Origin of the sequence: Acinetobacter sp. CWB-B33 (genome assembly GCF_039655955.1) — a bacterium.
Taxonomy (GTDB): Bacteria; Pseudomonadota; Gammaproteobacteria; order Pseudomonadales; family Moraxellaceae; genus Acinetobacter; species Acinetobacter bouvetii.
On record NZ_JAGFEU010000004.1, the window covers coordinates 210370 to 224301 of the forward strand.

Genomic DNA, 13932 nt, shown 5'->3' on the forward strand with positions numbered 1-13932 from the left:
TTAAGGGATTTTTACCGATGCACATGCTTGAATATTTGGCGATTCGCGGGTTAGGAATACAGATGAGGGCGCTTTAATCCGACTAAAAGGCTAGGTTGAATTCAAAAATGAAGCTCCGCAAAATAGGGCGAGAAAGATTTATTTTGAGCGATGGGGCGGCACGCATGCAGCAGTTAAAATCACTGATTCAAAAGTACAATGTGCCGGGGCCGCGCTATACCAGTTATCCGACTGTGCCGTATTGGGATGAGCAGTCCTTTTCATTGGCGCTTTGGAAACAGACGCTGAAGCGCTCTTTTGACGAATCCAACCGTTCTGAAGGCATCAGCCTGTATATCCATTTGCCGTTTTGCGAAAGCCTGTGCACCTTTTGCGGCTGCCATAAAAAAGTCACTAAAAAGCATGAGATGGAGCAGCCCTATATACAGGCTGTGCTGAAAGAATGGGACTTGTATTGCCGGCTCCTGCAAGATACGCCTGTGATTAAAGAAATTCATTTGGGCGGCGGCACGCCCACTTTTTTCTCGCCAGCGCACTTAACGCAGCTGATTGACGGCATTTTGTCGAAAGCTGAAATCGCCAAAGAATATGAGTTCAGTTTTGAGGGGCATCCGAACAACACCACACGGGAGCATTTGCAGGCGCTGTATGACTTAGGCTTCCGCCGGGTCAGTTATGGCGTGCAGGACTACAATGAAACCGTGCAAAAAGCCATTCACCGCATTCAGCCCTATGAAAATGTAGAACGCGTGACGCAGTGGGCGCGTGAGATCGGCTATACCTCCATTTCACATGATTTGGTCTTTGGCCTGCCGTTCCAAAACTTGGAAGATGTGCTGCAGACTATTCATCAGACCCGGCGCTTGATGCCGGACCGCCTGGCGTTCTACAGCTATGCGCATGTGCCCTGGATTAAAGGCAATGGCCAGCGCGGCTTTAAAGATGCCGATGTGCCGAAAGATGACATGAAGCGTCAATGCTATGAGGAAGGCAAAAAACAATTGCTGGCGCAGGGCTACCATGAAATCGGTATGGATCATTTTGCGCTGCCATCCGATGAAATGGCGAAAGCGTTTGCAGAGGGCAGCCTGCACCGCAATTTTATGGGTTATACCGCCTCTAAAACTCAAGTGATGATTGGGCTGGGCATGTCTTCCATCAGCGACAGCTGGTACAGTTTTGCGCAAAATGAAAAGAAACTGGAAGATTATTATGCGCGCCTGGAACAGGATAAAATCCCGGTTTACCGCGGGCATGTGCTGTCTTCAGAAGACTTGGTGATCCGTAAGCATATTCTAAATTTGATGTGCCGCTTTAACACGTCTTGGGATGCTCCAGCACAATATTTTGCTGAATTGCCTCAAGTTTTGGAACAGCTCGCAGAAATGCAGCAGGATGGCTTGCTGCAGATTCATGAGAAAAATATTCAGGTGACTGAGCAGGGCAAGCCTTTTGTGCGCAATATCTGCATGGCTTTTGATTTGCATTTAAAACGCAAAGTGCCGGAGAACCGGATTTTTTCGATGACGATTTGAGTTTGTGTGATTTAAGCATCAAATAATCATGGGTTTAATGAGGTTGAATTAGTCCTTGCTCCATCATGCGATTGATTGCTTCACCATATACCCATGTATTTAAAATACCTTCAGAACTATTTAGTTTGATTATGTCTAAAAAATTTTCAAAAACAGTGGTGACTTGTTGTCTATCTTCAGAATCCACACTTGCTGGGTCAATTTGATTGATACCTTCTGAAAGAACTTGAAGCAGTTGTTGTCTGGTTGGTGGAGTTTTGCTTTCGTAAAGTTTAATAAATGCCAAACTTGTATCTGCTACTTTTTGGTTGAGTTGTTTTTTTAATTCAGGGTCTTGCACGCCTGTATATAAAATTTATCCGGTAGGAAATGATCTTGTAGTTGAAATTGTTTAAGTTCTTGAATGGTAGATTCAGATGTTTTTATAGGTTTAGCAATAACTGTTGTACTCGCTACAAAGAGACTGACTACAAATAAGATGGATGTTAGTTTCATTTGCTCAGTCTCTTGTAATTTGATTTAACTTAAATTTTAAAAATCATCCTTATCGTACATATGCGACATGCGCTCATGTTTGGTTTTCAAATATTGCTCATTGAAAGGGTTTAGGCCGACGGTCAGCGGCACACGGTCAACGACATTGATGCCCAGATCAGTCAGCGCCTTAATTTTCAGCGGGTTATTGGTGATCAGCAGCACTTCTTTCACCTGCAAATGATCCAGCATGATCGTGCACATATCGTAGCGGCGCGCATCTGCCGGCAGGTTCAGCATGAGGTTGGCGTCTACGGTGTCGTGGCCTTGATCCTGCAGCGCATAGGCGCGGATTTTATTGGTTAAGCCAATGCCGCGGCCTTCCTGGCGCAAGTATAAAATTACCCCTTGGCCGGCTTCATTAATCAGTTTCTGTGTGGCCTGCAATTGCGGACCGCAGTCGCATTTTAACGAGGCAAAGGCGTCACCGGTTAAGCATTCTGAATGAATGCGCACAAGAACTGGCTCTTGCGGCGGGGTTTCCAGCCCTTTAGAGAGTGCCACATGTTCTTCGCCGGTTTGAGGATCTTGAAATACCGTAATTTTAAATTCACCAAATGCAGTAGGTAATCTCGATGTTGCGACAAATTCTATAGGCACAGTCAAACCCGTTTTTTCGTTCATAAAGTGGCTAAAGTATAGCGTAATGCTTGGACATTGGTAGAATTGCTACTATGAATTTATGCAGAAGATTTTCTTTTTTGTATAAAGCGAACGATAATAGTTGATAAATAGTAAGATTATTCAGGATAATCTCCACCATTCTACAAACACCCGATTTTTGAGTGCTGTTCAAAATTGCAACGCTAGAAATATGGCTGATTGCAGGTGATACAATCCGACGATATGATCGGATATCCATTTGACCTAGCTTAGAATTTGCCAGGCTTTAGAAGGCTTTGCCATATTATGCTGTATACAGAAATACCGTCTCAACGTCCCAATACACCGCTGCTGGATACGATCGATCATCCGCAGCAGCTCCGTTTGCTTGAGCGCAGCCAGCTTGAGCAGGTGGCGGACGAACTGCGTCAATTCATTTTGTATGCAGCGGGGCAAAGCGGCGGACACTTTGGCGCAAACCTTGGCGTAATTGAGCTGACTGTTGCGCTGCACTATTGTTTTAATACGCCGAATGACCGCCTGATTTGGGATGTCGGGCATCAAGCCTATCCGCATAAGGCTTTGACAGGCCGCCGTGAGCAGCTGGTCACCATCCGCTCTAAAGACGGCTTGGCGGCTTTCCCGGCGCGGGAAGAATCAGAATTTGACACCTTTGGCGTCGGCCATTCATCGACGGCAATTTCAGCTGGATTGGGCATGTCGCTGGCCCGGCGCTACCAGAAAGATCCGTGCGATGTCGTGGCGATTGTCGGTGATGGCGCGATGACTGCAGGCATGGCTTTTGAAGCGATGAATGATGCGGTTGCGCACAATGCTGACCTGATGGTGGTGCTGAATGACAATGATATGTCAATCTCATGCAGCACGGGCGGTTTTGCCAAGCATCTGGCTGCGCTCTGGGAGCGCGGCGAATCGGTCAATATTTCAGAAGACGGCGACGCTTTTGTGCAGCCTTATCCTGAATGGGCCTATAACTCGCGCCTGCACAGCGCAGCGACGGATGCTGCGGACAATTTATTTAAAGCGGTGGGTTTTGACTATTTCGGCCCATTTGACGGCCATGATGTGAATCAGCTGGCGCAAGTGTTTGATGCGCTGAAAAAGCGTTCTGGCCCGCGTTTAATTCATATTTATACCAAAAAAGGCAAAGGCTTTGTGCCTGCCGAAGCCGATCAAATTAAATATCATGCGATCTCTAAACTGAATGCGCCTGCAGTGGCCAATACGGCACCCAAATATTCAGATGTGTTTGGACAATGGCTGTGTGATGAGGCCGCGCAGGATGAGCGCCTGATTGCCATTACGCCAGCCATGTGTGAAGGCTCAGGCATGGTGAAGTTTGCGCAGCAGTATCCTGAACGCTATTTTGATGTGGCGATTGCAGAACAGCATGCAGTGACGTTGGCCGCCGGCATGGCGTGTGAAGGCCTAAAGCCTGTGGTTGCTATTTATTCGACTTTCCTGCAGCGCGGCTATGACCAGCTGGTGCATGATGTGGCTTTGCAGAATTTAGATGTGACCTTTGGCATTGACCGTGCAGGTTTAGTGGGTGAAGACGGGCCAACGCATGCGGGCGCTTATGATTATGCCTATATGCGCACGATTCCGAATATCGTGATTATGGCGCCAAAAGATGAAAATGAATGCCGTCAAATGCTGCATACCGCTTATTTATACAATGGCCCAGCAGCGGTGCGCTATCCGCGCGGCAATGGCCTAGGCGTAGAAATGCAGAATAAGCTGACTGCGATGGAGATTGGCAAGGCGGAAATTCTGGCGGTTTATAATGAGCAATACGGCGACTGCATTTCTGTTTTAGCTTTTGGCAGCCGGGTGCAGGCCGCATTGCAGGCGGCGCAGTCATTTGCAAAACAGCATGATGTGGCTGTGCGTGTGGTGAATATGCGTTATGTCAAACCTCTGGATGAACAGCTGATTGATGCGGTTGCGGACGATACGGCATTGTTTGTGACGGTGGAAGAGCATGCTGTCATGGGCGGTGCGGGCAGTGCGGTGAATGAATACTTGGCTAAGGCGCACATTGTCAAACCCATCTGCAACTTGGGGCTGGAGGATGAGTTCCTGCACCAGGCAACACACAGCCAAATGCTGCAGCAGGCAGGCTTGGATGCGCAAGGTATTGAAAACTCAATTAAACATGCGTGGCTGAAAGTTATAAACATCGCGCCATAAGCCGTTTAAAAATTTTAGAAACATTTTTCCCCTAAAAGCCCGGATATTTGCTAAAATATCCGGGCTTTTATGCATTATTCTTTATCAATATCTTCAAATTTGTAGTGGGTGTTCAATGGAACCTATGGTGGTGATGGCTGCGCGTGCGGCTCAATTAGTCGGTCAAGAGCTTTTAAAAGCGCATCAAAATCGTCATAAACTCGATCTGCAAGTTGAAGAAAAAGGTATTGATGGCCCTGTTACACGTGTAGACCGTTATTTAGAAGAATTAACGATTGCAACGCTGAAAAAAAGCTATAAAAACCACAGCTTCCTGGGTGAAGAGTTTGGCCTGCAAGAAGGCAATGGCCACGATGCTGACTGGTGCTGGATTATCGATCCGCTTGATGGCACATTAAACTTTATTCACGGTGTTCCTCATTTCTGTATTTCCCTTGCAGTGCAGCACAAAGGTGTGACGCAGCATGGCGTGATTTACGATCCTGTAAAAGATGAATTATTCTCTGCAAGCCGCGGCCGCGGCGCAATGATGAATCAGCGCCGTATTCGTGTAAATGTCAAAGACAGCCTGGAAAATACCTTTATGGGTGTAGGCCATGCTTACCGTAAAGTCCGCAATGGCGAAGTTGTATCTTACGCAAAAAACCATTTTAACTCCTTGTTTAATGTCACTGAAGCGGGCGCGCAATTTCGCCGTTCAGGCTCTGCTGCTCTGGATTTGGCTTACGTGGCGGCAGGCCGCTATGATGCATATTTTGAACTGGGTTTAAAACCATGGGATATCGCAGCCGGCGAACTCATTGTGAAAGAAGCGGGCGGTACAGTTGTTGATGCACGCGGCGGTTCTGAGTCTATGGACAACGGTCAGGTGATCGCATGTTCTATGAAAATGCTGAAACCTTTAATGCAGGCGGTTGTTCCTGCCTGGGGCGACGCTGCGAAGTAATTTATGCTTTCGTAGATTGAGTTTTAAAAAGCCTTCATGTGAATGAGGGCTTTTTTGTGCGATATTGAAAATAACAGAGCGGACTTAAACAGGTTGTGCCATTTGATGATTCATCTCATCGGTTTGGGAGGTGCAGGGAAAACCACTGCGGGCAAATTGCTGTCAATCAAAATGAATATTCCATGTGTTGATCTGGATGAATGTTTTATTGAAAATGTGGGTGATATTGCTGAATATATAGATTCGTATGGCTATGCTGCTTATGCAAAGCGCAATATTGAATTATATCTGCACTTAAAGCAGGGCATGGATGAAAATACGCAGACGATAGTGGTCTGTTCTTCAGGCTTTATGATCTATCCTGAAAATATTATTTCTACTTATTTACAACTAAAACAAGATATTGAAGTTAATCCATCCACTTTTTTGCTGGTGCCTTCTTTGAATTTAGATGAATGCATAGAAATTATTGTGGAAAGACAGCTCGCAAGGCCGTATTTAAATTCAGATGCTGAAAAAGAAGAGCTGAAAGTCAGAAAAAGATTTGAAATTTACCGTAAGTTGAATTGTTATACAATTTTGACCAATCAGCCTTCCGATACCGTAGTTGGTCAAATCGTTCAGCAGCTGGGATGAACGTTGAAAATGCTGATATGTGAATGAAAAAATTCTCCTTTAACACCGCTTTGCATGTCTTCATTAGCGGATAAATAAAATAATCACGATTCTTACTGGATATAGAGCTGATTGCATGCGTTGGCAATTCATCGTTAAAAATAGATGTATAGCATTGAAAATATTTATAATTAACTTAACAATTCTTCTATGTATGCACACCGTGTGATGACAATTCAAAAAAATAAAAACAGGGCATGATTAAAATGCTGGATAAAGCGCCAAGCACAGACCAAGTGTGGAGATTTTTTCTCAGGTTTCTGATTTGGTGCGGGATCTATGCCGTTTATTTATATTCAGCCCATTCAGCAATGGATGGTAAGCGGTGCAGATCATTATCCTGCTAAAATTATGGTTATCCATTTAATACTGATGGTTGGCCTGCCATTTTGAGTACTCATTGTTTTAGAATAATTAAAAGCTGAATCTGCTCCTGCAAAACGCGCCCAAAGAATAAGTCACAGGAAAAAACAATAAAACTTCGTGACATTATTTTAAATTCTGCTATACTCCGCCCACGCACTAAATTACGTTCATTACCTGAACATTTCTCTTCTATATTGTGTATGCGCGTCCGGTCCAAAGAGAGGACAATATTTCGCGCCCCACCCAATCGCTTAAGCGATTCCTTCAGGTTGCGGCTGTTATCAAATGTGCGTTATACGCATCGTCGTTCTCGGATCGCCGCTGATTCTATATTTTCAGCGATTATTGCTGTGCCGCTTTTTGCCGATGTCCATCAGACCATATATTTAATGGAGCACCCACATTAGGGTGAATATCTCTATGAGCAAAACTTTTGCTGATTTTTCTTTAGACGAGTCGCTGCAACAAGCACTTGAGACTCTTGGTTTTACTACACCAACTCCTGTGCAGGAACAATCAATTCCTGCAGCAATGGAAGGTAAAGACCTTCTTGTATCGAGCCAAACAGGTTCTGGTAAAACAGCTGCATTCTTACTCCCAACTTTAAATGCTTTAGCTGGCGAAGATACCTTCCTGCCTTTCAAAGAACGCATGAAGGCTGTGACTCAACCAAACATTTTGGTTATTTCACCAACACGTGAACTTGCACAGCAAGTATGTCAAGACGCGATTGCGTTTGTACGCCACATGAAAGGCGTGCGTGTTGCTGCAATCATGGGCGGCATGCCTTTCGGCAAGCAAATCCAGCAATTAAAAGGCGCGCAAGTTGTTGTTGCAACTCCAGGCCGTTTATTGGATCTTGTTAACCGCCGTCAAATCAAACTTGATAAAGTGGATGCTTTGATTGTCGATGAAGCAGACCGCATGCTTGATCTTGGCTTCTCTGAAGACCTTGAAGCAATCAGCGATTTGGCTGCAAACCGCAAGCAAACATTAATGTTCTCTGCAACTTTTGCACCGCGCATCATCAATCTTGCTGAACGCATGATGAATGATCCGCAGCGTATTGCAATTGAAACAGGCCATTCTACAAATACAGACATTACCCAAACTTTGCATTGGACTGATGGCTTCGAGCATAAGAAAAAATTGCTGACGCATTGGTTAAGTGCTGAAGATTTAGATCAGGCGGTTGTCTTCGCTTCAACTCAAGAAGATACAGATATGCTGGCTGAAGAGCTTGCAGAAGCGGGTCTTTCAGTTGTAGCGCTTCATGGCGCAATGCCGCAAACTGTACGTAACCGCCGTTTGCGTTCTATTCGTGAAGGCCGTGCAAAAATTCTTGTTGCGACAGACGTTGCAGCGCGTGGTCTTGACGTACCGACAATTTCACACGTAATTAACTTCGGTCTTCCAATGAAGAACGAAGACTATGTACACCGTATTGGCCGTACAGGCCGTGCAGGCCGTACTGGTAAAGCCATTACTTTAGCGACTTACCGTGAACGCGGTAAAATCCGTGCTTTAGAGGACTATTTAGATGCACGTTTAGAAGTATCTGAAATTGAAGGCCTTGAGCCATCTCCACCTCCTGCACGCGGTGGTCGTGATGGCGGCGGTCGTGGCCGTGATGGCGGTGGTCGTGGCCGTGGCGGTCGTGATGGCGGCCGTGGCGGTTTCGGTGGCGGTCGTCGTTTTGAAGGCGAAAGCAACTTTAAACGCCGTGAAGGCGGTGATGATCGTCCACGTCGCAGCTACGATGACAAACCTCGCGGTGATCGTCCATCATTTGGTGGTGAAGACCGTCCGCGCCGTGAGTTTAATTCAGATCGTCCACGCCGCGAAGGCGGTTTCGGTGATCGTCCGCAGCGTTCTTTTGATGACCGTCCAAAACGTGATTTTGGCGACCGTCCGCGCCGTGAAGGCGGTTTCGGTGACCGTCCGCAGCGTTCTTTTGATGACCGTCCAAAGCGTGAATTCAACTCTGACCGTCCGCGCCGTGAAGGCGGTTTTAACGATAAACCTCGTTTTAACTCGAATGATGACAACCGTGGCAACAGCGTAGATTACAAACCGCGCCGTGAAGGTTCTTTCGGTGACCGTCCAAAACGTGATTTTGGCGACCGTCCAGCGCCGCGCCGTGAAGGCGGTTTCGGTGACCGTCCGCAGCGTTCTTTTGGTGATGACCGTCCAAAACGCACTTTTGGCGAAGACCGTCCAAAGCGTGAGTTCAACTCAGACCGTCCGCGCCGTAAATTTAACGACTAAACCTCGGGTTTAGTGCTAAATTGAAAAAAGCCAGTGTTTCCACTGGCTTTTTTTTATTGCACATTTTATTTAATGAAATGTATACTGAGTCATATTTTCAATATTTTTTGATGATTATGAATAGCAAATCTGTTGAGTTGAAAAAAACGGCATTGATCGTTATTCTGCCTTACATTGGGCTGGCATTGCTCTTATCTAATATTCTTTACTACATTTATAACCGTTTCAATTGATCAAAACTGAAGTGCAATAAAAAATAGATCTTAAAGAACAAATACAATACTGCGCTATTCCAGTAAAACTGATTACATGGAATGGTAACATTTTAAACTCTAATCCTTTATAGTATGCATGCTGAAAAAATGCAGGAAAACGCTCAGCTATGAATAATCAAACACCTCAGCAAGCTCAATCACTGATTGAAGTGAAAAATTTGAGCTTCAAGCGGGGCGAGCGTGTTATTTATGACAATGTGAGTTTAAACATACGCCGCGGACAAATTACGGCGATTATGGGACCTTCCGGTACGGGTAAGACCACGCTATTGCGATTGATTGGCGGACAGTTGACGCCTGATCAGGGTGAAGTGCTGCTGGATGGCAAGAACATTGGCTTAATGACCCGCCAGGAACTTTTTGCCGCGCGCGCCAGAATGGGCATGCTGTTTCAAAGCGGCGCGCTGTTTACCGATATGTCTGTCTATGAAAATGTCGCGTTTCCGATCCGCGCGCATACTCAGCTGCCAGAGCACTTAATTGCCGAAATGGTGGCGCTGAAACTTGAATCCGTCGGGTTGCGCGGTACGGAACAATTTATGCCTTCTGAACTGTCGGGCGGCATGAACCGCCGCGTGGCTTTGGCGCGCGCGATTGCGCTGGACCCGGAACTGATCATGTATGATGAGCCTTTTGCCGGGCAGGACCCGATTGTCATGGGCGTGCTGACCCGTCTAATCCGTTCGCTGCGGGATGCTTTGGATTTAACCACGATTATTGTGTCGCATGATGTTGCGGAGACCCTGTCAATTGCCGACTATATTTATGTGGTCGCAGAAGGCATAGTGCAGGGCGAAGGTACGCCAGAACAGCTGAAGAAGCATGCATCGCCTTTTGTGAAGCAGTTTTTGACGGGTTCAATCGAAGGCCCTGTGGATTATCAGTTCAGTCATCAACCTTATTTAAATCATGAGGTGCATTAATGAATGCAATTGCCTCATTAGGCAGGCGCGTCATTGAGCGCGTCCGCGGCATAGGCACAGCTGCGCTGATGCTGCTGCAGGTTTTATTTTCTTTGCCGACCTGGCTTGGCGTGCAGCTGTTTATTTACCAGATGTACCGTGTTGGCGTGATGTCGCTGCTGATTATTGTGGTCTCAGGCTTATTTATCGGCGCGGTGCTGGGCTTGCAGATGTACAGCATTTTAGTCACTTTTGGCAGTGAAGCGATGCTGGGCGCTGCGGTTTCTCTAACATTGCTGCGGGAGCTTGCGCCAGTAGTGGCTGCGCTGCTTTTCGCCGGCCGCGCCGGTTCTGCTTTGACCGCGGAAATTGGCTTGATGAAAGCCACTGAACAGCTGTCCAGCATGGAAATGATCGGGGTGGATCCTTTAAAGCGGGTGATTTCGCCGCGCTTATGGGCGGGTATTTTCAGCCTGCCGATGCTCTCAGTGATCTTTGCCGCCGTCGGCATTATGGGCGGGAAAATGGTTGGGGTGGACTTTTTGGGCGCCGATGAAGGCTCTTACTGGAGCGGCATGGAAAATGCCGTACAGTTCTATAAAGATATTTTTAACGGCACAATTATTAAAAGTTTTGTGTTTGCATTTATTTGTACTGGAATTGCCGTGTATCAGGGCTATGCCTGTGAGCCGACATCCGAGGGAATTGCAACGTCGACGACCCGTACCGTGGTGTACTCGTCGCTGTGTGTTTTAGGTTTTGATTTTGTGCTGACTGCGGTCATGTTTGGAGGTGTTTAATGAAATCACGTGCAAGTGAACTGGCCGTCGGTGTATTTGTTATCTTATTTGGAATTGCATTGTTTTTCTTAGCGATGCGCGTCAGCGGCCTAGTGGGCAATACCACGAAAGACCCTTATGAAATGACCGCGGTCTTTGAAAACGTCAATGGCATCAAGCCGCGCGCAAAAGTTGCGATGAGCGGTGTGAAAATCGGCCAGGTCGATGCCATAACCTTGGATCCTGTGACCCGTTTGGCAACGGTGCATATCACATTAGACGGCAGTCTGACGACGTTTAATCCGGAACAGCTGAAGCAAGTGCAGAAAGAGGCCTTGGAAGAATTGCGCTACAGCAGCGACTATGCAGCAGCAGATGCCGCGCAACAAAAAGCAATGGAAAAGCAGCTGATTGATAACATGAAATCCATCACGAATATTGATGAAGATGCTTATATTATGGTTGCAACCAATGGCTTATTGGGTGAAAAGTATTTGAAAATCATACCGGGCGGCGGCTTGAATTACCTGAAACGCGGTGACCGCATTGCCAATACCCAAGGTACGATGGAAATTGAAGATTTAGTGACTAAATTTGTGACTGGCGGCGCCGGCAAATCGTCAGAAAACACAGGCAGTGCGCCAGCATCATTGGATAAAGCATCTGCAGAGCCAGCAGATGCAGAACCTGCATTTGTTGAATAATTACTAAGGAGATATTGCGTGAATACTTTATTTAAACAGACGCTTACAGCAAGCATTCTTTCAACCGTGATTGCGGGAACTGCTTTTGCTGCGCCGTCTGAAGCCCCGCCTGCATTTGTTAAAAAAGTCGCAGATGGCTTAATTTCACGCTTAAAAGCAGATCACAGCAAACTGCAAAACAACCCTGCAGCGGTCAAAGCGATTATCCGTCAAAATCTTGACCCGTATATTGATTCACAAGCGTTTACCCGGATTGTGATGGGGACGTATGCAACGAACCAATACAGTTCAGCTGCCCAGCGCGCTCAGTTTGAAAAGAACTTCCGCGAGACGCTGATTGAGAATTACGGCAGCGCATTTGCGAAATTTACCAACCAGACTTACAGCATGCGTCCGTACAAAGACAATGGCAGCAAGAATCCGGTAGTGACCCTTGATTTCAACAACAACGGCGAAAAAATTCCTGTATCTTTCCAATTGGCGGATAAAGGTTCGCAATGGAAAATCCGCAATATCAACGTGTCAGGCATTGACCTTGGCTTGCAATTTCGCAACCAGTTTGCAGCAACCGTAAAGCGCAATGGAGGCAACTTGGATAAAGCCATTGCCAACTTTAAGCCAGATGCGGAAGCCGCGGTTGATAAGAAAAAATAAGATAGGCCCTATATGATTAAGTTTGATCAGCAGGAAATGCAGGTTTCTGGAAAAATTGACTACAGCAATGCTGATCAATATTACCAGAAGGGTCTGAACGTGATTCAAGCGCAATCCCAGTTTCCTGTGGTGGTGAATCTATCACAGCTGGAACAGGGCAGTACGCTGGCTTTGGCGGTATTGGTGCGCTGGCTGCGTCAGACGCCGGATGCGCAAGGGCTGCAGTTTAAGGCTGTACCTGCAAAAATGATGAAAATCATTCAGGCATGCCACTTAGAACATGACTTGCAGCTGATTTAATATAATTGATGTCTGTAAAAGAAAGCGCCTTCGGGCGCTTTTTTATTGGGGTAAACTCCTCCCTTTATCAAAGGGAGGCTGGGAGGGATTTTATCAAATCCATTTTTTCCAGCGGAAGTAAATCATCGGGCCGACCAAGAATGCGATCAGAATCAAGCTGACCACAATAAAGCTGGTTGCGCCGTGCGCAAACGGCAGCACATCGGTGTTCATGCCGTAGATGCTGGCAATCAGCATGGGCGGCGCCAGCATGCTTGGCAGGATGGAGAAGCGGCGGATCGTATCATTCTGTTCGGTATTAATGAATCCAGAGGTGGTGTCCAGCAAGAAGCGCACTTTTTGGAACAAGAAGGCATCATGTTCAACCAGTGAGCGCACATCTTCACTGAGTTCCCGAATATCCGCATCATAAATATGGCTGCCCAAGGCGCGCGGACGCGACAGAAAGGTCAGCACGCGGCGCAAGTCAATCAGGCAGAGCTGGGCTTTCCCGAGCATATCTTCCAGCTGCGCTAAGCGCGTGATCATGTCATCCAGATCTAAAATCATTTCACGGTGGCGGTTATTCAGCACTTCTGTGGAATACTTTTCCAAGTCCTTGTGGATATCTTCCAAGATATCCGCAAGCTCATCCAGCTTGGCTTCCAGCAGGCCCAGTAAAATCCAGGTCGGATCTTTGTAATCAATTTCATAGTCATTGCGGCGCGCGCGCGCGCGGAAAGCGCGGAAAGCCACCAGCTTTTCACCGCGCAGGGTGAATAAGCGCTCTTTATGCAAAATGAATGCAACCGTTTGCACTGTCGCTAAAATGCTGGAATTTTCTTCCGCTTCGCCGTCAACTTGAAAATTTTTATTTTTCGTTAAAAAATACGTACTGATATGCAAAATACCGTCATCATCACGGTAGAATCGTGCAGAAGATGAAATATCTTCCAGCGATTTCAGGGTCGGCATATTTTGACCGTAGGCATCTAAAATCCATTGCTGTTCTTCTTGAGAGGGGGCAATGAGGTCGAGCCAGACTAAATCAGGATGTAAATCAAAGTCGCCATTAATGGTGGCGTCTTCCAAGCTACCGCGCTCTGTGGCGTAAAAGGCTTCAAGCATGCCGTCTTTTCTCCCTTGCGCAGTGCGTGTAAATGAATGCGTGTATTTTAGACAAGGATTTGAAGAAATA

The 13932-nt window shown here is 46.6% G+C and carries 13 protein-coding genes; 10 read left to right on the forward strand and 3 right to left on the reverse strand.

The features are described 5' to 3' along the window. The first annotated feature begins 164 nt into the window (after positions 1-164). Positions 165-1535 carry an oxygen-independent coproporphyrinogen III oxidase gene (hemN, locus tag JZ784_RS13125; protein WP_346315174.1) on the forward strand — a complete coding sequence of 457 codons (1371 nt, stop codon included), beginning with the start codon at positions 165-167 and terminating at the stop codon, positions 1533-1535. Positions 1536-1569: 34 nt separating this feature from the next. Here the strand turns inward: hemN and JZ784_RS13130 are convergent, their stop codons facing one another. Beyond that, positions 1570-1875: a DUF4844 domain-containing protein gene (locus JZ784_RS13130; protein ID WP_346315175.1), complete on the reverse strand. Its 306-nt coding sequence runs from the start codon at positions 1873-1875 to the stop codon at positions 1570-1572. A gap of 191 nt (positions 1876-2066) precedes the next feature. Next, positions 2067-2669 (reverse strand): GTP cyclohydrolase II, encoded by a 603-nt coding sequence (ribA, locus tag JZ784_RS13135; protein ID WP_346315223.1) that lies wholly within the window; start codon positions 2667-2669, stop codon positions 2067-2069. Positions 2670-2978: 309 nt separating this feature from the next. Between ribA and dxs the strand changes: the two genes are divergently transcribed. The 9 genes from dxs to JZ784_RS13180 all read left to right on the forward strand — a co-directional run bounded on the left by dxs (position 2979) and on the right by JZ784_RS13180 (position 12755). Then, positions 2979-4886 carry a 1-deoxy-D-xylulose-5-phosphate synthase gene (gene dxs, locus JZ784_RS13140; protein WP_005013058.1) on the forward strand — a complete coding sequence of 636 codons (1908 nt, stop codon included), beginning with the start codon at positions 2979-2981 and terminating at the stop codon, positions 4884-4886. Between the two features lie 115 nt (positions 4887-5001). Continuing rightward, entirely contained in the window at positions 5002-5832 is an 831-nt protein-coding gene (locus tag JZ784_RS13145; protein WP_346315176.1) for an inositol monophosphatase family protein, read from the forward strand. A gap of 105 nt (positions 5833-5937) precedes the next feature. Further along, positions 5938-6468, forward strand: coding sequence for a shikimate kinase (locus JZ784_RS13150; RefSeq protein ID WP_346315224.1), 531 nt, complete (start codon positions 5938-5940; stop codon positions 6466-6468). 825 nt (positions 6469-7293) lie between these two features. After that, a complete protein-coding gene (locus tag JZ784_RS13155; protein ID WP_005013051.1) occupies positions 7294-9141 on the forward strand; it encodes a DEAD/DEAH box helicase in 1848 nt (615 codons plus the stop codon). A 382-nt stretch (positions 9142-9523) separates the two neighbouring features. Further along, positions 9524-10339: an ABC transporter ATP-binding protein gene (locus JZ784_RS13160; protein ID WP_005013049.1), complete on the forward strand. Its 816-nt coding sequence runs from the start codon at positions 9524-9526 to the stop codon at positions 10337-10339. Then, complete coding sequence (gene mlaE, locus JZ784_RS13165; protein WP_346315177.1) at positions 10339-11118, forward strand: lipid asymmetry maintenance ABC transporter permease subunit MlaE; 780 nt, start codon at positions 10339-10341, stop codon at positions 11116-11118. The genes JZ784_RS13160 and mlaE overlap by 1 nt, the downstream gene beginning before the upstream one ends. Next, positions 11118-11801, forward strand: a complete 684-nt coding sequence (locus JZ784_RS13170) for an outer membrane lipid asymmetry maintenance protein MlaD (protein WP_346315178.1) — start codon at positions 11118-11120, stop codon at positions 11799-11801. The genes mlaE and JZ784_RS13170 overlap by 1 nt, the downstream gene beginning before the upstream one ends. A gap of 18 nt (positions 11802-11819) precedes the next feature. Then, positions 11820-12455, forward strand: coding sequence for an ABC transporter substrate-binding protein (locus JZ784_RS13175; RefSeq protein ID WP_005013044.1), 636 nt, complete (start codon positions 11820-11822; stop codon positions 12453-12455). A 12-nt stretch (positions 12456-12467) separates the two neighbouring features. Continuing rightward, positions 12468-12755: an STAS domain-containing protein gene (locus JZ784_RS13180; protein ID WP_346315179.1), complete on the forward strand. Its 288-nt coding sequence runs from the start codon at positions 12468-12470 to the stop codon at positions 12753-12755. Between the two features lie 93 nt (positions 12756-12848). Here JZ784_RS13180 and JZ784_RS13185 read toward each other — a convergent pair whose 3' ends face one another. Next, positions 12849-13862, reverse strand: a complete 1014-nt coding sequence (locus JZ784_RS13185) for a CorA family divalent cation transporter (protein WP_130143918.1) — start codon at positions 13860-13862, stop codon at positions 12849-12851. Between the last annotated feature and the right edge of the window lie 70 nt (positions 13863-13932).